The following is an 18,800-nucleotide window of genomic DNA, read 5'->3' as shown; positions in this document are numbered from 1 at the left end:
CCCAAGATCACCTTTCCGGATCGATATTTAAATTATAAACCACTGATTAATATATGGTATTTGATTTTATCATGATCCGGCCCGGATCCCGTCTTCACAGAGTTATCCACAGACCTTTCCGGCTCCGCCGTGGTGTCCCCGGCCCGGCTGTGGCATGCTAGCGCCCAACGCATCAAAGAGAAGACGCCATGGTTGCCATTCCTGCCAAACCCCTGATCCTGGTCGATGGATCCTCCTACCTGTATCGTGCCTATTTCGCCTCCCAGCAGGCCGATCTGCGCACCAGCGACGGCCGTCCCACCGGCGCCATCCGGGTGGTCACCAACATGCTGCGCAGCCTGCACAAGCAGTTTCCCGAATCCCGGGTGGCGGTGGTGTTCGACGCCAAGGGCAAGACCTTCCGCAACGACATGTACGCCGACTACAAGGCGCACCGGCCGCCCATGCCCGACGATCTGCGCAGCCAGGTGGAGCCGATCCACGCCATTATCCGCGCCATGGGCCTGCCGCTGCTGATCGAGGATGGGGTGGAGGCGGATGACGTCATCGGTACCCTGGCGCGCCAGGCCACCGAGCAGCGGCTGGACGTGGTGATCAGCACCGGCGACAAGGACATGGCCCAGCTGGTGTCGGATCACGTGCTGCTGATGGACACCATGAAGAACAGCTTTATGGATCGGGACGGGGTGATCGAAAAGTTTGGGGTGCCGCCGGAACTGATCGTGGATCTGCTGGCCCTGGTGGGCGACAAGGTGGACAACATTCCCGGCATGCCAGGGGTGGGCGAGAAGACCGCTCTGGCGCTGCTGCAGGGGCTGGGCTCCATCGAGGATATCGCTGCCAGCCCGGAGCGGATCGCGTCCTTGGGTTTCCGCGGCGCCAAGACCTTCGCCGCCAAGTTCCTCGAGCACCAGGAGATGGTGCGCTTGTCCCGGGAGCTGGCCACCATCAAGACCGACGTGACGCTGGAATTCGGCCCCGCCGAGCTGCAGCCGGGCGAGCCGGATAAGGAGGCCCTGGCGGCCCTCTACCGGGAGTACGAGTTCAAGACCCTGCTGGAAGAGCTGGAGCGGGGGGAAGGCAAGGCCGAGTCCGCCGAGCCGGCGGTGCCGGCCCCGGAAACCGACTATCAGCTGGTGCTGGAGCCAGCCGAGCTGGATGCCTGGATCGAGCGGCTGCAGGCGGCGCCCTATTTTGCCTTCGATACCGAGACCACCAGCCTCAACTACCGGGATGCCCGGGTGGTGGGCGTGTCCTTCGCGGTGGAACCGGGCCGGGCCGCCTACGTGCCCTTCGGCCACGATTACCTGGACGCGCCGGCGCAGCTGAACGAAGCCGCGGTGCTGGGGGCGCTCAAGCCGCTGCTGGAGGACGAACAAAAGGTCAAGCTGGGGCAGAATCTCAAGTACGACATCAATGTGCTGAAGAACCACGGCATTGCGCTGAAGGGGGCCCTGCTCGACACCATGCTCGAATCCTACGTGCTCAACTCGGTGCAGACCCGGCACGACATGGACAGCATGGCGTCCTTCTTCCTCAATCAGGACACCATTTCCTTCGAGTCCATCGCCGGCAAGGGCGCCAAGCAGCTCACCTTCAACCAGATCCCCCTGGAGCAGGCGGGCCCCTATGCGGCGGAAGACGCCGACGTGACCCTGCGGCTGCACCACCACCTGGCGCCGAAACTGGCGGCCGAGCCCGAACTGCAGCGGGTGTTCGAGACCATCGAAATGCCGCTGGTGCCGATACTGGCGCGGATGGAATACACCGGGGTGCGTATCGACAGCCAGCTGCTGGCCATCCAGAGCGACGAGATAGCCAAACGGCTCAAGGAGCTGGAACAGGAGGCCTTCGACCTGGCGGGCGAGCCCTTCAACCTGAGCTCCACCAAGCAGCTGGGCGAGATCCTGTTCAACAAGCTCGAGCTGCCGGTGCTGAAGAAGACCCCCAAGGGGGCGCCGTCCACCGCCGAGGAAGTACTGCAGGAGCTGGCGCTGGACTATCCGCTGCCCAAACTGTTGATGGAATACCGTGGCTTAAGCAAGCTCAAGTCCACCTATACCGACAAGCTGCCGCTGATGGTCAACGAGCACAGCGGCCGCATCCACACCTCCTACCACCAAGCCAACGCCGCCACCGGCCGGTTGTCGTCGTCCGACCCCAACCTGCAGAACATCCCCATCCGCACCCCCGAAGGGCGGCGCATCCGCCAGGCCTTCGTGGCCGAACCCGGCTACAAGCTGGTGGCGGCGGACTACTCCCAGATCGAGCTGCGCATCATGGCCCACCTGTCCCGGGACCAGGGCCTGCTCGACGCCTTCGCCAGGGGGCTGGATATCCACAAGGCCACCGCCGCCGAGGTGTTCGGAGTGGCGGTGGAGCAGGTGACCGGCGAGCAGCGACGCCGGGCCAAGGCCATCAACTTCGGCCTGATCTACGGCATGAGCGCCTTCGGCCTGTCGCGCCAGCTGGGTATTCCCCGGGCCGAGTCCCAGGCCTACATGGACATCTACTTCGAGCGTTACCCGGGCGTGCTGCGCTATATGGAGGAAACCCGCACCCAGGCCGCCGAACAGGGCTATGTGTCCACCCTGTTCGGCCGCCGGCTGTACCTGCCGGAGATCAACGCCAAGAACGGTGCCCGCCGCAAGGGCGCCGAGCGGGCCGCCATCAACGCTCCCATGCAGGGTACCGCCGCCGACATCATCAAGCAGGCGATGATCCGGGTGGACGCCTGGGTCGCCGGTCTGCCGGCGGACGAGGTGCGCATGCTGATGCAGGTGCACGACGAACTGGTGTTCGAGATCCGCGAGGACAGGGTGGACGCCTACAAGGACGAAATCCGTACCCTGATGGAGCAGGCGGCGACCCTGGACGTGCCGCTGCTGGTGGAGGCCGGGGTGGGTGAGAACTGGGATCAGGCTCACTAAAATGACAGCTGACCAACAAAAATGTAAATATATTACGAAAGGCGCTTTTTTTATCCGCTCAGCTGATGTACAGTTGTCGGCGTAGGGTACAGAGGTAAGGCGTTATGTCTTACAGACCTTTTATTTCACGTAATTGAATATGGCTGGCTAGGCCGCCCCTGGGCATTCCCGGGGGCATTTTTTTATCCGCAATCCGTCGGCTTCCCCTGTTCACCCTCAAGGTCCTGGATGAAGATCCCGCACTTTTTGCCCGGCAGCCAAAGCGCCGGCTGCCTATGCGGGGTGCCGCTCCCGCGTCGAACATTGTATACAGGCAAACGTTTTATGTTGCTTAGTTACGTTTTTCTACCCTGATCCTTTCGTGCCCCTTTGTGGCTGGCATTTGCCGGTGGCCGTCGTTATTATCGGTCGGAGTCAGCTGGAAGCCCCGGAGCCGAGACGGCCTCGCCGGCCCCGCTGCACCTGTCAATGCCGGCGCAGGAAACCGACGGGCGGATCCCGTCCGGGTCTTTCGCGCCACGGGAGGACCATAAGGACATGCACAGCACCAAGCCCGTCATTCTCACCATCGCCGGCTCCGACAGCAGCGGCGGGGCCGGCATCCAGGCCGACATCAAGGCCATTTCCGCTACCGGCGGCTACGCCTGCTCGGTGATCACCGCCCTCACCGCCCAGAACACCCGTGGCGTCAGCGCCGTGCATCCGGTGCCGCAGCAGATGATCCGCGACCAGCTGGAGGCGGTGTTCTCGGACTTGCCGGTGGCGGCGGTCAAGGTGGGCATGCTCGGCGACGCCGCCACCATCCGTACCCTGGCCGAGGCGCTGCGCCGCCACGGTCCCGCCCATCTGGTGGTGGATCCGGTGATGGTGAGCGCCAACGGCGATCCCCTGCTGGCCGAGGAGGCGGTGGCCGCGTTGTGCGAGGAGCTGCTGCCCCTGGCGGAGGTGATCACCCCCAACCTGCCCGAGGCGGCCCGCCTCGCCAACTGTGCCCTGCCGACCCGGCTGGCCGAGGTGGAGTCCCTGTTCGCCGGCCTGGCCGAGCTGCACTGCGCCGCCGTGCTGCTCAAGGGTGGTTTTCTGCAGCGGGAGCCGCGCAGCCCCGACTGGCTGCTGAGCGGGGGCGAGGTGCGTTGTTTTGATGCGCCCCGGGTGATGACCCCCAACACCCACGGCACCGGCTGTACCCTGTCGGCGGCCCTGGCCTGCTACCTGGCCCAGGGGCTGCCCCTGGAGCTGGCGGTGGCCTCCGCCAAGCACTATATCGACAGGGCCATCGCCGCCGGCGCCGGGCTCCGGGTGGGCCATGGCCGGGGCCCGGTGGAGCATTTCTTCCGCGGCCTCGCTTCTGCCGAGGGTTCAGCCTGAAGCCGGTACCGGCGGCTTGTCGACGCGGCGCGGGCTGTCTCAAATGGGCAAGGTCCAGGCTCGGCAGGAAGGGCGAAAGCCGCGGCCTTCCCGGCTCTAGTCGGCCCGCCTTTGCTTGCCTTTTGCCTTGGCGGCTTGTAGTATCGGTCGCCGTGAAAACCCAAAAATAATCAATTAACTTCTTGAAAGTTAATCCAAAAACTTCCTTACTATAGCCTGCGTACAGTGTCGTTTCTCCCCTCTTTTAGCTGATCCTGTCGCCTGGAAAAGGCATTGAAAGGAGGCTTTTTGCCTATGCTTGTTGCAGTTATAGCGGGTTTTATCCTGGCCGCCCTGGTCCCCAGCCTGACACCCATCGCCGGTCGTCGCATCGGCTGGGTACTGGCCCTGTTGCCGGCCACGCTATTCGGATATTTCATCGGCTTCTGGCCCGAGGTGACCGACGGCGAGGCGGTGCTGATCGCCTACCCCTGGATCCCCAGCCTGGATATCAGCCTCAACTTCCTGGTGGATGGCCTGAGCCTGATGTTCGCCCTGCTGATCACCGGCATCGGCACCTTTATCCTGATCTACGCCGGCAGCTACCTCGAGGGCCACAAGGACATCCACAAGCTGCTGATGTACCTGCTGGCCTTTATGGCCTCCATGCTCGGCCTGGTGCTGTCCAACAACCTGATTTCCCTGTTCGTGTTCTGGGAGCTGACCAGCATCACCTCCTACCTGCTGATCGGCTTCAACCACGAGCAGGAGAAGGCGCGCAAGGCGGCCTTGCAGGGGCTCTTCATCACCGTGGGCGGCGGCCTGGCACTGATGACCGGCCTGATCATGCTGGGCTACCTGGGCGGCAGCTTCGAGCTCCACGAACTGCTGACCCAGGGCGATGTGCTGCAGAGCCACCCCCTGTTCCTGCTGATGATGATCCTCATCCTGGCGGGCACCTTCACCAAGTCGGCCCAAACCCCCTTCCATTTCTGGCTGCCCAACGCCATGGCGGCGCCGACCCCGGTCAGCGCCTACCTGCACTCGGCCACCATGGTCAAGGCCGGGGTCTACCTGATGGCCCGGCTGCAACCGACCATGGCCGGCAGCGAGGCCTGGCTCTACGCCCTGTCCCTGTTCGGCGGCGTCACCATGACGGTGGGGGCGGTGATGGCGGTGTGCAGCACCGATCTCAAGCGCATCCTGGCCTATTCCACCGTCATGGCCCTGGGTACCCTGACCATGCTGATCGGCATCGGTACTCCCTATGCGCTCAAGGCGGCCATGGTGTTCCTGCTGGCCCACGCCCTGTACAAGGGGGCGCTGTTTATGGCGGCCGGCACCATCGATCATGAAACCGGCACCAAGGACGTGCGTGAACTGGGCGGCCTGCGTGGCCTGATGCCCTGGACTGCCGCCTTCACCTGGGTGGCGGCCCTGGCCCTGGCGGGCATTCCGCCCCTGTTCGGCTTTATCGCCAAGGAGCTGATGTTCGAGGCGGCCCTGGGGGCGCCGGTGCTGTCCGGCCTGTTGGCCGGCCTGGCGCTGATCACCGCCGTCTGCATAGTGGCGGCCACCGGTCTGGTGGCAGTGAGGCCCTTCTTCGGCGCCCTCAAGCCGACGCCGAAAAAGCCCCATGAGGCGCCCCTGGCGATGCGCCTGGGCTTCAGCGTGCTGGCCTCTCTCGGCCTGCTGCTGGGGCTGCTGCCGTTCCTCGCCGAGCCCCTGCTGCGGGCGGCGGTGTCCGCCGTGACCGGCGCGCCCGTGCCCGATCTGGAGCTGGCCCTGTGGCACGGCATCAACCTGCCGCTGCTGCTGAGCCTCACCGCCCTCATCGTCGGTGCCCTGCTGTTCCGTCAGTGGGCGACCCTGCGCGCGCGGCTGGCCGCCCTGGCGGCGCTGCCGGGCTATGGCCCGGAGCGGGGCTACGACAAGATGATGGACGGCCTGGTGCGGTTGGCCAGGTGGCAGACCCGGGTGCTGCAGAACGGCTACATGACCAACTACATCCTGACCATACTGCTCACCACCATAGCCCTGCTGGCCTACGCCTTCTGGAGCCGGGATGCCTTCGTCTACGAGCTGTCGTTCGAGGGGGTGCGTTTCTACGAGGTCATCATCAGCCTGCTGATGCTGGGGGCCGTGGTGTACGCCAGCGCCACCCGGCTGCGCCTGGGCGCGGTGGCGGCGGTGGGGGTGCTGGGCTTCGCCATGGCGATGATCTACGTGTTCTTCAGCGCGCCGGATCTGGCCATCACCCAGGTGTTGATTGAAACCCTGACCGTGATCCTGCTGGTGCTGGTGCTGTTCCGCCTGCCCGGTTTCCAGGGCCTGTCCAGCGTGCGGGTGCGTCTGCGCGACGCCTCTGTGGCGGGGGCCTTCGGCATACTGGTGGCCATGATGGTGCTCACCGTCAACCAGTCGTCCCTGGGGGGAGGGATCAGCGACTACCTGATTGCCGCCAGTTACCCCGAGGCCCACGGCCGCAATATCGTCAACGTCATCCTGGTGGACTTCCGGGCCCTGGACACCCTGGGCGAGATCTTCGTGCTGGCGCTGGCGGCCATCGGGGTGAACGCCATGATCCGCTTCCGCTGGGAGGACCAGAGATGAAAACCGAACTGAGATCGGACGCCTCGCTTATCCTGCAGACCGCCACCCGTTTCCTGGTGCCGCTGTTGCTGCTGTTTTCGGTGTTCCTGCTGTTGCGCGGCCATAACGAGCCGGGCGGCGGTTTTATCGCCGGCCTGGTGGCGTCCAGCGCCTTCGCCCTGTACCTGTTCGCCTTCGATGCCAGCAGCACCAAGCGGCTGCTGAAGGTGGAAACCCAGCTGCTGATGGGCCTGGGCCTGCTGCTGGCGCTGTTGAGCGGCATTATCGGCATGGTGCTGCACGGCCAACCCTTTCTCACCAGCCAGTGGTGGACCCTGTATGTGCCGGGCATCGGCGAGCTCAAGTTGAGCACGCCGCTGCTGTTCGATGTGGGCGTCTACCTGGTGGTGATCGGGGTGGTGTCGACCATATTGCTGTCGCTGGCCAAAGTGGAGGAATAATGGAAAACCTGTTTGCCTTTGTGATCGGTGGCCTCTACGCCACCGCCCTGTTTATGATGCTGCGGCGCAGCATCGTCAAGCTGGTGATCGGCCTGATGATCCTCTCCAACGCCGCCAACCTGCTGATTTTCACCGGTGGCGGCCTGGTGCGGGGCGCGCCGCCCCTGATCCCGGAAGGCCTCTACCATCCGGTCGGGCCCATCGCCGACCCGCTGCCCCAGGCGCTGATCCTGACGGCCATCGTCATCAGCTTCGGGGTGCTGGCCTTTGCGGTAGTACTGATCCACCGGGCCTATGAAGTCATAGGCGCCGATGACATGAACGAGATGAAGAGCACAGATTCGTGAAAGCAGAAGTCATCATTCCCATCCTCATCCCCATGCTGGCCGGGGCCCTGACCCTGATTTGCTGGCGCTGGCGGCTGGTGCAGCGCTGGATCTCGGTCTTCTCCGGCGCCGGCCTGCTGTTGGCCGGCCTGCACCTGCTGCTGCAGGTGCAGGAAAAAGGCATACTGGTCAGCACCATGGGCGCCTGGCCAGCCCCCTACGGCATCACCCTGGTGGCGGATCTGCTCAGTGCCATCATGGTGTTGGTGGCCGGCGTCATCGGCCTGGCGGTGGCGGTCTATTCGCTCGCCACCATGAGCCGCAACCACGAGGCCTTCGGCTACTACCCGCTGCTGCACCTGATGCTGTGCGGGGTGGTGGGCGCCTTCCTCACCGGCGACATCTTCAACCTCTACGTCTGGTTCGAGATCATGCTGGTGGCCTCCTTCGGCCTGTTGATCCTGGGGGGCGAACGTTCCCAGATGGAAGGGGCGCTCAAGTACGTGACCCTCAACCTGATCTCCTCGGCGCTGTTCCTTACCGCCGTGGGCCTGTTGTACGGCTACGCCGGCACCCTCAACATGGCGGATCTGGCGGTGCGCCTGGCCAACGGCAGCCAGCCCGGCCTGGTGACGGTGATCGCCATGCTGTTCCTGGTGGCCTTCGGCATCAAGGCGGCGGCCTTTCCGCTGTTCTTCTGGCTGCCGGCGTCCTACCACACGCCGCCGGTGGCGATTTCGGCGGTGTTCGCCGGCCTGCTCACCAAGGTGGGGGTCTATGCCCTGTACCGGGTGTTCAGCCTGATCTTCGTGCAGGATCTGGACTTCACCCACCATACGGTACTGATGTGGATGGGCATTTTCACCATGCTCACCGGGGTACTGGGGGCGGCGGCCCAGTTCGAGGTGCGCCGCATCCTTTCTTTCCATATCGTCAGCCAGATAGGCTACATGCTGGTGGGGCTGGCGCTGTTCACCCCCCTGGCCATCGCCGGCGGTGTCTTCTACATCTTCCACCACATCATAGTGAAGACCAACCTGTTCCTGATCAGCGGCGTCATGTACCGCTACCATGGCAGTTACGATCTGGCCAGGCTGGGCGGGCTCTACCGCTCCGCGCCCTGGCTGGCGCTGCTGTTCCTGATCCCGGCCATGTCCCTGGCGGGGCTGCCGCCCCTGTCCGGATTTTTCGCCAAATATACGGTGATCAAGGCGGGCGTGCTGGCCGAGTCCTGGTTTATGGTCGCCATCGCCCTGGTGGTGGGCTTGCTGACCCTGTACTCGATGATCAAAATTTGGGCCGAGGCGTTCTGGAAGCCATTGCCGGAGGATGCCAAACCCCTGCGCGGCGGCGGCGATCCGCACCGATACTTGTTGTATCTGCCGGTGGTGGGCCTGGCGCTGATCACCCTGGTCATCGGTTTCGGGGCCGAGTGGTTCGTGCAACTGGCGATGGACACGGCGGCGCAGCTGCTGTCGCCGGAGCTGTATATTGAAGCGGTACTGGGGGGTAGCCAATGAGAGCCTTTGGTTGGAATATGCTGCTGGCCCTGGCCTGGGTCATCCTCTCCGGCACCTATACCATCAGCAACCTGGTGGTAGGCATGCTGCTGAGCTACCTGGTGCTGGCCTATGTGGCGCGGGACAAGCCCATGTTTGCCCGCTACTTCGGCAAGCTGCCCAAGATAGTCGGCTTTATCCTGTTTTTCATCTGGGATCTGATCAAGGCCAACGCCCGGGTGGCCTACGACGTGCTCACGCCCACCCACCTGATGCGGCCGGGGGTGATCGCCATTCCCCTGGATGTAAAGGACGACGGCGCCATCACCATGTTCGCCAACCTGATCACCGCCACCCCGGGCTCATTGGCGCTGGACGTGTCCAGCGACCGGCGGGTGCTCTATGTGCACCTGATGTACCTGGACGACGAGGCCCGCCAGCTGGCGGAATTCAAGGCCCTGGAGGCCCGTGTTATCGACTTGCTGGGATAAGCCTATGTTTGACCTTGCTATCTTATTGTCTTTCCTGTTTTTGAGCCTGGGGCTGGTGCTGGCGGCGGTGCGGCTGCTGATCGGCCCAACCCTGCCGGACCGGGTGGTGGCGCTGGAAGTGATCGCCTCCATGACCGTGGGCTACATCCTGCTGTACAGCGTGGCCTACGACACGCCGCAGTTTATCGACGTGGCCATCGTACTGGCGCTGACCTCCTTTATGGCGGCGGTGGGCTTTGCCCGTTACCTGGAGCGGGGAGGCCATCGCGATGATGACTGAACTCGTTACCGGCCTGCTGATGCTGCTGGGCTCCTTTCTGATGCTGCTGGCCGGCATCGGCATCATCCGCATGCCGGATCTGCTGACCCGGATGCACGCCACCAGCAAGGCCGGCGCCCTGGGCGCCGGCCTGATGGCGGTGGGTTTTGCGGTGTTCTTTTTTGCCGATACCAGCGTGGTGGTGCGGGCCCTGGCGGTGGTGGTGTTCGTGATCATGACCGCGCCCATCGCCGCCCATGTGATGGCCCGGGCCGGTTATTTCGTGGGCATCAAGCTGTGGGAGGGCACGGTGAAGGACGTGATCAAGGAACGCTACGATCTCAAGACCCACCAGCTCGGCAGCTCTTCGCGCAAGCGGGAAGAAGACTGAACAAGGGCAGGGGAGGCGGAATGCCTCCCCTGTTGCTTTATCTCAGGGGTGGAGGGGCGGGCGCTGCCAGCGCTCCGGCTCCAGTCCTACCCGCCGCATCAGGCGCCGGACTTCATCCTGCTGCTGTTGCCCCGCTACCGTCATGGCCGCCAGGTACATCAGCAGGGGGCCCCGGTCTGTGCTGTTTTTCTTCAGCAGATGGACGGCGCCGATCAGTTCGCGCAGGGGCAGGGGCAGACGCCATTGTATCTTGACCCTGTTGCCGTAATCGGCGGCCCAGCGGCCCAGGCTGTCTTCTATCTGTTGCTCCGATAGCGTGCCCCCCTGCCGGATAAAATCCTGCAGGGTGCGGATCACACCCAGTTCGCCCACCCGGCTCAGCAACCCCGCCGTATGGAAGGCGCCGCCCTCCAGCCCCAGGCTGATCGCCATGGCCCGGGCGATGGCGGCCACCTGCTCGGCCTGCTGCAGATAAAAGCCGGCGCGTTCGGCCAGGCGGGGATCGGTGAGGGAGCGGGAAATGTCCAGGGACAGGGCGAAGGCCTGGCTGAGCGCCATCTCCACGCCCATGGCGGCGATGGCGGCCTCCAGCTTGTCGATGGGCTTGCCGGCCCGGCCCAGGGAGGCGCTGTTGGCGATATCCAGCAGCCTGGCCGAGAGCGTGGCCTGGCCTCGCCAGTGCCGGGCCAGCTCGGCCGGAGACAGCTCCTGGCGCCGTTCCATCAGGGCCAGAACGTCCTCCTGCTCCAGATCCGTGGGTAGTCGTATGGTGCCCTCTGCCGCCTCGGCCAGGTGGCGGTCGAGGGACGGCGGGACGGCGCGGCCGGAGGGGGCTTCCGTCTTCAGCAAGGGCTGTAGCCGCTGGTGCAGCAGGGCCACGTCGAAGGGCTTGGCGATAAAGCCGTTGATGCCGAGGCGGGCGGCGGCGAGCACCGTTTCCTTGTCGGAACGGGCGCTGATCATCAGTATGGGCAGGTGCTTGTCCTGGGTGCGGATGCGGCGGACCAGGGTCAGTCCCGGGCCGTCGGGCAGGCTCCATTCGCTGATCACCAGGGCCGGGGAATAACGGTGCCAGGCCTGGACGGCCTCTGCGATGGTGCCGCAGAGCTGCACCCCGAGGCCCGGTGCCAGCCCCATGACCACGGTTTCCAGCAGCTCCGCCGTGGGGGCATGGTGTTCAAGGATCAGTACGTTCATTCGGGTTCGCCGTAATATGCAGCGCCGGTCGGGCTCAGTCTATTGCCCGGTGGGAGATGGTGCCATACCTCCAAGGTCGCAAGGGCGGTTGCCCGCCCCCTCGCCTCACACCGAGGCGATTTCTTCCTCGGTCAGGTGGCGCCATTCGCCTTCCGCCAGGTTGTCGTCCAGACGGATGGTGCCGACCTGCAGCCGGTGCAGGCCCACCACCCTGTTGTTGAGTGCGGCAAACATGCGCTTTACCTGGTGGTATTTGCCTTCCTGTATGGTCAGCAGCACCCGGGTGGGGGCGAGTACTTCCAGGGTGGCGGGCAGGGTGGGTTTGGGTTCGCCGTGCAGTTGCACGCCTTCCTGGAAGCGGGCGGCGGCGTCCCCGGCCAGGGGCTCGGCCAGCTCGACCCGATAAGTCTTGCCGCAGGCCTTTTTCGGCGAGCGGATCCGGTGGGACCACTGGCCGTCGTCGGTGAGCAGCAGCAGCCCGGTGGTGTCCAGATCCAGCCGGCCGGCGTACTGCAGGCCGTCACGCAGTTCGGTCGGCAGCAGGGTCAGCACGCTGGGGTGGTCTTCATCCCGGGCGGCGCTGATATAGCCCTTGGGCTTGTGCAGCAGGATATAGCGGGGTGGGCGCAGGCGCAGCAGGCGGCCTTCCAGGCGAACCTCCTGCTCCTGGACATGCAGATCGCCTTTTTTGACGATGATGCCATCCACCGTGACTTCGCCCCGGTGCAGGGCCTTCTTGGCCAGGGAGCGGGTCAGGCCGGTGCTCTCGCACAGGAAACGATCGAGGCGCATCAGGCTTGGTCACCTTTATCGGTGACGGGTTCGGCCGCCACTTCGCCCTGCAGCAGCCATTCGCTGAGGATGGCCCTGGCCTGGTCGAGGCCGGTGCCCTTGAGGGAGCTGAAGGCTTCCACCCGGATATCGCCACCGAAGATGGCCACGGCTTCGCGCACCTTGAGTACTTCCGCCTTGCGGGCGCCGGACTTGAGCTTGTCGCACTTGGTCAGCAACGCCAGCACCGGCAGCTCGCAATCGCTGGCCCACTGCAGCAGCTGCTGGTCGATGTCCTTCAGCGGATGGCGGATGTCCATCAGCACCACCAGGCCCTTGAGGCTGTCCCTTTTCTGCAGGTATTCCGACAGCGCCGCCTGCCACTTCAGCTTCATCTCTTCCGGCACCTTGGCGTAGCCGTAGCCGGGCAGGTCGATCAGCCGCTTGCCTTCGCTCAGCTCGAACACGTTGATCAGCTGGGTGCGGCCCGGGGTTTTACTGGTCCGTGCCAGGCTTTTCTGCTGGGTGATGGTGTTGAGGGCGGACGATTTGCCGGCGTTGGAGCGACCGGCAAAGGCTATCTCTACGCCGGTGTCGGCCGGCATCTGGTTGATGTTGGGCGCGCTGGTAATAAAGCGGGCGGTATTAAAATTTATCTGCTTGTTATCCAATATGAAATCCCCGGGGTTCTGAACCCGCCTTGCTTACTTTCTCGCAAAATCGTGTAGAATGGTGCCGTTTTTTAAGTCGCATTGTAACATGCCCTCGCCGGTATGTGATCTGGAAGCTCTTACAACGAGAAGTCGGAACGTCATGAAAAAAATTGTTTTCACGCTAGCCTTAATGCTCGGAGTGGTCGGCACAGCGCAGGCCCAGGGCGATGCCGAAGCCGGCAAAGCCAAAGCCGCCACCTGTGTGGCCTGTCATGGTAACGATGGCAACAGCCCGACCGATATGTACCCTAAAATCGCCGGTCAGCACGCTTCCTACCTGGAAAAGCAGCTGGTTGAATTCAAGGCCGCCGCCACCGGTGGTGTGGGCCGTGCCAACGCCATCATGGCCGGCATGGTGATGGGCCTGTCCGAGCAGGACATGGCCGACCTGGCCGCCTACTACGCCAGCGAAGCCATTACCCCGGTCGCCACCCCCGAAGAGGTGATCGAGGCCGGTGAGGCCCTGTACCGCGGTGGCGACCTGGAGCGCGGCATTACCGCCTGCATCGCCTGCCACAGCCCGCGCGGGGAGGGCCTGGAGTCCGCCAAGTTCCCGCGCCTGTCCGGCCAGCACCCGGCCTACATCAAGGCCCAGTTGCAAGCCTTCCGCAGCGGCGAGCGCGACAACGATCCCAACGGCATGATGCGCGACATCGCCAAGAAGCTGACCGACGCAGACATCGAAGTCCTGTCCCAGTACGTGGCGGGCCTGCGCTAAGCGCTTATCATCCAGGGGGGCCCGTGCCCCCCGGTTTTTCCGGTTCCTGCATGTCCGTTCGGTCGCAAGACGTTTCCTGCCCCCTCTGTGAGCATCCCCATACCTTTCCCTTCTGGGAGGACAAACAGCGCCGTTATGCCCGCTGCGAACGCTGCCGGCTGATCTTCGTCGAGCCTGGCTACCGGCTGGACGCGGCGGCGGAAAAAGCCATCTACGATCGGCATGAGAACCGGGTGGACGATGCCGGTTACCGGCGCTTTCTGAGCCGGCTGGCCGCCCCCCTGGTGGAGCGGCTCAGGCCCGGAAGCACCGGGCTGGACTTTGGTTGCGGGCCGGGGCCGGCCCTGGCCGCCATGCTGTACGAGGCGGGCTTTGCCACCACCACCTATGATCCCTACTATGCGGATTATCCCGAGCGGTTGGCGCAATGTTACGACTTTGTCACCTGTACCGAGGCGATAGAGCACTTTTACCAACCGGGGCGGGAATGGCGGCAACTGCTGGCCATGCTCGCACCCGGCGGCTGGCTGGGGCTGATGACCAAGCTGGCCCGCGACCAGGCGGCCTTCGCCAACTGGCATTACAAACAGGATCCCACCCATGTCAGCTTTTTCAGCCGGGACACCTTTCTCTGGCTGGCGGCACGGGACGGGCTCGGCATCGAATTCATCGGTGCCGATGTGATACTTCTGCACAAACCGGAGTCTGTATGACACGTATGAAAAAGACCCGCACCCCGGGTCAACTCGGTGCCCGCAAGGAAAGTCGGGAAAATGCCGAGCAAAGCAGGGAGCGCAAGCGCAAGGCCAAGCGCAAGGGGCTGGCCCCCGGCTCCCGCCACAATCAGAGCGGTGAATCCGGTGGCGGCGGTGCCGCCAGGGTGCAGAAGGATCCGCGCCTGGGCTCCAAAAAACCGGTGGCGTTGATCAAGGACGAGGCCAAGGCGGCGGCGGTCGCCAAGGTCGCCAAGCTCAAGGCCCTGACTCCGGAGCAGGAACTGGAGCAACTGGAGAATAACGAGCGGCTCAACACCCTGCTGGATCGGGTCGATGCCGGCGAAAAATTGGGCAAGGACGACGCGGCCTGGCTGGATCAGACCCTGGCCCGCCATCAGCAGCTGCTGGAGCAGCTCGGCCTGCTCGACGACGAGGACGAGGAGCCGGAAGAAGGCGAGGACCTCTGGACCCGCTTTATGGACGCGGACCTTGATCCCGCGCAATACCAGGATAAGGAAGATAAGTCATGATCTCACCCTGGCTGATGGCCGCCCTGTTGGGCGGCGTCATCATAGTGGGTCTGGCGGTGTACGCGGGAATCCTGCTGGCCCGGCTGAAGCAGCAGACGCAAAAGCGCGAACAGGCCATCCACCGGCGCAACGAGCGCATTCTCGACAGCATCCGGACCATCGCCATGGCGGTGCGCGACGATCAGTGCAACCTGTCGGAAGGGGCCATTCGCCTGACCAACCTGCTCAACACCCTGCAATTCAGCCGGCCGAAGGATTTTGCCCAGGACTATCCCGGCCTCTACGATCTCTATGACAGGGTCAAGGAGATGCCGACCCACGAGGCGCGCAAGCAGCTCAAGCGCAACGAACGCATGCGCCAGGATCTGCAGCGCGCCGGTTTCGAACAGGAGCTTGAGGCTCAGATAAAAATTGAGGTCGAACGGCTGGCCAGCCTGGAGCTGCCCGGTCGCTGACCCGGGGAGGAGGCAATGTCAGCAAGCATCGAGTGGGATCAGTCCCTCATCGAGAAATACAACTATTCGGGGCCCAGGTACACGTCCTACCCCACGGCCCTGGAATTCAACGAATCCTTCGGCATGGCCGAGTTCGAGGCCGCCGCCGGGCGCTATCCCGAGCGACCCCTGTCGCTCTACGTGCACGTGCCCTTCTGCCACAAGCTGTGCTACTACTGCGGCTGCAACAAGGTGATCACCCGCCACCAGGGCAAGGCCGACGTCTACCTGGACTACCTGGAGCGGGAAGTCGAGCGCCTGGCGCCGCTGTTCGCCGGCCGCACCGTGACCCAGCTGCACTGGGGCGGCGGCACCCCCACCTTTCTCACCGAACCGCAAATCCGCCGGCTGAACGGCCTGCTGCGCCGCCATTTCCGCTTCGCCGAGCGGGGCGAGTTCAGCATCGAGATCGACCCGCGGGAAATCGAACTGTCGGTGCTGGAGGTACTGAAGGAAGAAGGCTTCAACCGCATCAGCCTGGGGGTACAGGACTTCGACAAGGCGGTGCAGAAGGTGGTGAACCGGGAGCAGGACAACGACTTTATCAAGGCCCTGGTCAAACGCGCGGCCGAACTCGGCTTCGAGTCCACCAACCTGGACCTGATCTACGGCCTGCCGCTGCAGACCCCGGCCAGCTTCCACCACACCCTGGAGCAGGTGGCGGCCATGAAGCCGGCCCGGTTGTCGGTGTTCAACTACGCCCACCTGCCCAGCCGCTTCGCCGCCCAGCGCAAGCTGAACGAGGCGGATATGCCCAGGCCCGCCCAGAAACTGGCCATGCTGCAGGACACCATCGGCTACCTTACCGGCCAGGGCTACCAGTTTATCGGCATGGACCACTTCGCCCTGCCGGACGACAGCCTGGCGGTGGCCCAGCGCCGGGGCGAGCTGCACCGCAACTTCCAGGGTTACACCACCCAGGGCGACTGCGACCTGCTGGGGCTGGGGGTGTCCGCCATCAGCATGATCGGCGACGCCTATTCCCAGAACCACAAGGATCTCAAGCGCTACTATGGCCAGCTCGATCAACTGGGCCATGCCCAGAGGGTGGGCTACGCCCTGAATGAAGACGACCGGCTGCGCCGGGATCTGATCAAGACCCTGATCTGCAACTTCGAGCTGGAGGCCGCGCCCCTGGAGCGGGAGTACGGCATCCGCTTCGCCGACTACTTCGCCGAGGATATCGCGCTGCTGCAGACCTTCGTGGACGACGGCCTGGTGACGGTGGAGCCGGACGCCATCCGGGTGGCGCCCAAGGGCCGGCTGCTGATCCGCAACATCTGCATGTGCTTCGACGTCCACCTGCGCCGCCAGGCCCGGATGCAGCAGTTCTCCCGGGTGATCTGAGCCCGATCGTGACCGGGTTGACGCCCGGTCACGGCGGTTCCGTCCCTGATCATCAGCATTTGCCCTTGGCGGCCTTGGCCGGCGGGCAATTGGTCTCGCCGCCGCTGTCGCCGCCTCCCTCTCCGCCTCCCTCTCCGCCTCCCTCTCCGCCTCCCTCTCCGCCGCCATCGGCGCTGCCGCCGCTGGAGCCGGGGCCCCTGGTGCTGACGCTCACCGTGGCCAGGGCGGGAACGGATGCCTGGCCGGCGGTGTCCTCGACCACCAGGGTGACGGGGTAGCTGCCCGCGCCGCCATAGTCATGGCTGGTCAGCGGCTGGTTGGTGGTGAGGGTGGTGCCATCGCCGAAAGTCCAGTGATATTGGTCGATGCCGTGGTCGTCGGTGCTGGCGCTGGCATCGAAGCTGCAGCTCAGCTTCCTGCAGCTGTAGCCGAAGGTCGCCTGGGGCGGCTGATCGGTACCTGGGCCGGGCGGTTCGGGTTCGGTGATCTCGGCGGCCAGGGCGCCGGCCAGGTTGAGCCGGCCGTGGCGGGTCCAGCCCAGCAGGTCCTGTCCCTTGGCGCCGCTCTTGTCGGCGCCTTGTTCCAGCCTGGCGCGCACCAGTTGCTGGCAGGGTATATCGCCGCACAGTGGGGCTGCGCCCTCGGCCTCGGTAACCATGCCCTGGGCATGGAGATCGGCCCAGACCAGCGCCGCCCCGGCGGCCACCAGGGGCGAGGCCATGGAGGTGCCGCTCCACCAGTCGACGCAGCTGTCCTGGCCCGAGGGCAGGCCGCAGTGGGCATCGGGCAGTATGCCGATGATGTCCTTGCCCGGCGCGCTCAGGCTGACCCAGTCACCATAGGTGGAGAAGGCAGCCCTGTCGTCATTATGGTCGGTGGCGGCCACCGCCATCACCAGGGATGCGCCGTCGTCACGGGCGCAGGCGGCGGGGTACATCTTCTCGCTGTCGCCGTTGTTGCCGGCTCCGGCCACCAGCACCACCCCCTTGTTCCAGGCATATTCAACGGCATCGCACTCGGCGTTGGAGGCGTCGGTGGGGGTGATGACGCCGGCACTGTCGATCATGTCGCTGCCGTAGCTCATGTTGATCACCCGGTAGCCCAGGTCGGCGGCCCTGGTGATGGCCTCGGCCGAGGCCGACACCGGACAGAGGCCGACAAAGAAGTAGCTCAGGCCGTCGGTGACCAGCTCCTGGTAGCAGGCCTTGAAGATGCCCAGGCCGACGTTCCAGCCGGCACCGGCGATGCCTTCGCCGTTGTCGGTGTTGGCACCGATCTCCGAGGCGACAAAGGTGCCGTGTCCCAGGCTATCGCAGGCGGTGCTGTCGGTGCAGCCCCACAGTTCGGCGGCCTGCACCACGTCTTCCTTGTGCAGGCACTTGCCCTGCAGTTCCAGGGTGTTGCAGTCGGCGCCGCTGTCCAGCACCGCCACCGCCGGCATGGCGGCGGTGGGCTGCCCGAGGAGGTCGCCCAGCCGATCCCAGGCCTCGGGGGCGTCGATGTCGGCGTCGGCGGTGCCCCAGGTCGTTCTCAGCTCGGCGCCGAAGGGGGTGCGATGCACATAGCTATGGGCCTGGCCGGTGTTGTGCAGGTACCACTGCTCCTCGAAATAGTTGCCACCGCCGGCCGGGGTGGGGCCCTCTTCCTCGTTCGGGATCACCAGCAGCCGGTGATAATCGGGCTCGGCGTACTGCACATTGGGGTTGGCGGCATAGCCGGCGACCATGGCGGGCACCGAGCCGGCGGGCACCGCGACCAGGGTCACGTCTATGCCGGGAATGGTCTTCAGTGGCCGGCCGCCCAGCCGTTGGTGCACCAGGGCGGCGTCGGCCGCCGCCGTGCCGGGCGCGAACCTGACCAGGATGCGATCGGGAGCGAGGGTGCTGAGTGGCCTGGCCTGGGCGGGCTCCGGGACCGCGGCGGCGGTGACAGTGGCAGGCAAGAGCCCGGCCAGGGTGACTAAAAGTATCCTTAACATCTGAACCTTCCTTAGTACCCGCTGGATGGGGGTACCGTTA

Annotated in this window: 18 protein-coding genes; 14 read left to right on the top strand and 4 right to left on the bottom strand. The window is 64.7% G+C overall.

Features of this window, described 5'->3' with window-relative positions; translation table 11 throughout:
* Nucleotides 1–188: 188 nt before the first annotated feature.
* The 9 genes from polA to mnhG all read left to right on the top strand — a co-directional run bounded on the left by polA (nucleotide 189) and on the right by mnhG (nucleotide 10,296).
* The gene (gene polA, locus AN401_RS18995) at nucleotides 189–2,930 is read left to right on the top strand and encodes a DNA polymerase I (RefSeq protein ID WP_096780205.1); all 2,742 of its coding nucleotides are present in this window, start codon (nucleotides 189–191) and stop codon (nucleotides 2,928–2,930) included.
* Nucleotides 2,931–3,467: 537 nt separating this feature from the next.
* A complete protein-coding gene (gene thiD / locus AN401_RS18990) occupies nucleotides 3,468–4,298 on the top strand; it encodes a bifunctional hydroxymethylpyrimidine kinase/phosphomethylpyrimidine kinase (protein WP_096780204.1) in 831 nt (276 codons plus the stop codon).
* 294 nt (nucleotides 4,299–4,592) lie between these two features.
* On the top strand, nucleotides 4,593–6,890 hold the full coding sequence (locus AN401_RS18985) for a putative monovalent cation/H+ antiporter subunit A (protein ID WP_096780203.1): 2,298 nt from the start codon (nucleotides 4,593–4,595) through the stop codon (nucleotides 6,888–6,890).
* A complete protein-coding gene (locus tag AN401_RS18980; protein ID WP_096780202.1) occupies nucleotides 6,887–7,330 on the top strand; it encodes a Na+/H+ antiporter subunit B in 444 nt (147 codons plus the stop codon). The genes AN401_RS18985 and AN401_RS18980 overlap by 4 nt, the downstream gene beginning before the upstream one ends.
* Complete coding sequence (locus AN401_RS18975; protein ID WP_094039425.1) at nucleotides 7,330–7,677, top strand: Na+/H+ antiporter subunit C; 348 nt, start codon at nucleotides 7,330–7,332, stop codon at nucleotides 7,675–7,677. The genes AN401_RS18980 and AN401_RS18975 overlap by 1 nt, the downstream gene beginning before the upstream one ends.
* On the top strand, nucleotides 7,674–9,176 hold the full coding sequence (locus tag AN401_RS18970; RefSeq protein WP_096780201.1) for a Na+/H+ antiporter subunit D: 1,503 nt from the start codon (nucleotides 7,674–7,676) through the stop codon (nucleotides 9,174–9,176). Before AN401_RS18975 ends, AN401_RS18970 begins: the two co-directional genes overlap by 4 nt.
* Nucleotides 9,173–9,646: a Na+/H+ antiporter subunit E gene (locus AN401_RS18965; protein ID WP_096780200.1), complete on the top strand. Its 474-nt coding sequence runs from the start codon at nucleotides 9,173–9,175 to the stop codon at nucleotides 9,644–9,646. The genes AN401_RS18970 and AN401_RS18965 overlap by 4 nt, the downstream gene beginning before the upstream one ends.
* Nucleotides 9,647–9,650: 4 nt before the next feature.
* The gene (locus AN401_RS18960) at nucleotides 9,651–9,926 is read left to right on the top strand and encodes a monovalent cation/H+ antiporter complex subunit F (protein ID WP_096780199.1); all 276 of its coding nucleotides are present in this window, start codon (nucleotides 9,651–9,653) and stop codon (nucleotides 9,924–9,926) included.
* Nucleotides 9,916–10,296: a monovalent cation/H(+) antiporter subunit G gene (gene mnhG / locus AN401_RS18955; RefSeq protein ID WP_198401775.1), complete on the top strand. Its 381-nt coding sequence runs from the start codon at nucleotides 9,916–9,918 to the stop codon at nucleotides 10,294–10,296. The genes AN401_RS18960 and mnhG overlap by 11 nt, the downstream gene beginning before the upstream one ends.
* Nucleotides 10,297–10,338: 42 nt before the next feature.
* On the opposite strand, the gene AN401_RS18950 is transcribed toward mnhG, so the two are convergent.
* The 3 genes from AN401_RS18950 to yihA form a co-directional block, all read right to left on the bottom strand.
* Nucleotides 10,339–11,493, bottom strand: a complete 1,155-nt coding sequence (locus tag AN401_RS18950; protein WP_096780198.1) for an HDOD domain-containing protein — start codon at nucleotides 11,491–11,493, stop codon at nucleotides 10,339–10,341.
* A 105-nt stretch (nucleotides 11,494–11,598) separates the two neighbouring features.
* Nucleotides 11,599–12,285 carry a 16S rRNA pseudouridine(516) synthase RsuA gene (gene rsuA, locus AN401_RS18945; RefSeq protein ID WP_096780197.1) on the bottom strand — a complete coding sequence of 229 codons (687 nt, stop codon included), beginning with the start codon at nucleotides 12,283–12,285 and terminating at the stop codon, nucleotides 11,599–11,601.
* Nucleotides 12,285–12,935, bottom strand: a complete 651-nt coding sequence (gene yihA / locus AN401_RS18940; RefSeq protein ID WP_094039419.1) for a ribosome biogenesis GTP-binding protein YihA/YsxC — start codon at nucleotides 12,933–12,935, stop codon at nucleotides 12,285–12,287. The genes rsuA and yihA overlap by 1 nt, the downstream gene beginning before the upstream one ends.
* 142 nt (nucleotides 12,936–13,077) lie before the next feature.
* On the opposite strand from yihA, the gene AN401_RS18935 reads away from it, so the two are divergent.
* The 5 genes from AN401_RS18935 to hemN are packed head-to-tail and all read left to right on the top strand — an operon-like array spanning nucleotide 13,078 to nucleotide 16,782.
* Nucleotides 13,078–13,695: a c-type cytochrome gene (locus AN401_RS18935; protein WP_094039418.1), complete on the top strand. Its 618-nt coding sequence runs from the start codon at nucleotides 13,078–13,080 to the stop codon at nucleotides 13,693–13,695.
* 50 nt (nucleotides 13,696–13,745) lie between these two features.
* Nucleotides 13,746–14,408 carry a class I SAM-dependent methyltransferase gene (locus AN401_RS18930; RefSeq protein ID WP_096780196.1) on the top strand — a complete coding sequence of 221 codons (663 nt, stop codon included), beginning with the start codon at nucleotides 13,746–13,748 and terminating at the stop codon, nucleotides 14,406–14,408.
* A complete protein-coding gene (gene yihI, locus AN401_RS18925) occupies nucleotides 14,405–14,941 on the top strand; it encodes a Der GTPase-activating protein YihI (protein WP_096780195.1) in 537 nt (178 codons plus the stop codon). Before AN401_RS18930 ends, yihI begins: the two co-directional genes overlap by 4 nt.
* An 11-nt stretch (nucleotides 14,942–14,952) precedes the next feature.
* The gene (locus tag AN401_RS18920; protein ID WP_176442030.1) at nucleotides 14,953–15,396 is read left to right on the top strand and encodes a DUF2489 domain-containing protein; all 444 of its coding nucleotides are present in this window, start codon (nucleotides 14,953–14,955) and stop codon (nucleotides 15,394–15,396) included.
* A 15-nt stretch (nucleotides 15,397–15,411) separates the two neighbouring features.
* On the top strand, nucleotides 15,412–16,782 hold the full coding sequence (gene hemN, locus AN401_RS18915; RefSeq protein ID WP_096780194.1) for an oxygen-independent coproporphyrinogen III oxidase: 1,371 nt from the start codon (nucleotides 15,412–15,414) through the stop codon (nucleotides 16,780–16,782).
* Between the two features lie 52 nt (nucleotides 16,783–16,834).
* Here the strand turns inward: hemN and AN401_RS18910 are convergent, their stop codons facing one another.
* Nucleotides 16,835–18,760 (bottom strand): S8 family serine peptidase, encoded by a 1,926-nt coding sequence (locus AN401_RS18910; protein ID WP_096780193.1) that lies wholly within the window; start codon nucleotides 18,758–18,760, stop codon nucleotides 16,835–16,837.
* Between the last annotated feature and the right edge of the window lie 40 nt (nucleotides 18,761–18,800).

Source organism: Zobellella denitrificans, assembly GCF_002407485.1.
In the GTDB taxonomy this organism is placed as follows: domain Bacteria; phylum Pseudomonadota; class Gammaproteobacteria; order Enterobacterales; family Aeromonadaceae; genus Oceanimonas; species Oceanimonas denitrificans.
Note: the sequence above shows the minus strand (reverse complement) of the source record. Positions and strands in the feature narration are given on the sequence as shown.